The following is a 381-nucleotide window of genomic DNA, read 5'->3' as shown; positions in this document are numbered from 1 at the left end:
TGTAATGAAGCAATCCACTATTGAATAGATTGCTTCGGCAAAGCCTCGCAATGACGAGTAAAAATAATTGTCATTGCGAGCGTAAGCGTGGCAATCTAAATATATTGGATTACTTCGGTTTTTTATAAAACCTCGTAATGACAGACTTTCCAGATATTGCGAAAATATTTTTATTAATGAATTACGAATTCTAAACGGAGTTGTTTTTTGTTTCTTTTTTGATAAAAAAGAAATCGCTTTTTTGGTTCTTTTTTCTCGATAGAAAAAAGAACAAGAACTTTCATTTTCTTTATAAAAGAAAAAATATAATGCCTTAAAAAATTGCGGTATATAAAAATTTAAATTATTAGTTAAAGATACAATACAGGCTTTGCTTTGCTT

General features: G+C 28.3%; 1 protein-coding gene. It reads right to left on the bottom strand.

The features are described 5' to 3' along the window. Positions 1-381 (bottom strand): hypothetical protein (locus tag EZH24_RS15225; protein WP_236847293.1); only part of this gene is annotated, 381 nt, incomplete at both ends.

Origin of the sequence: Brachyspira catarrhinii, assembly GCF_005518285.1 — a bacterium.
In the GTDB taxonomy this organism is placed as follows: domain Bacteria; phylum Spirochaetota; class Brachyspiria; order Brachyspirales; family Brachyspiraceae; genus Brachyspira; species Brachyspira catarrhinii.
Note: the sequence above shows the minus strand (reverse complement) of the source record. Positions and strands in the feature narration are given on the sequence as shown.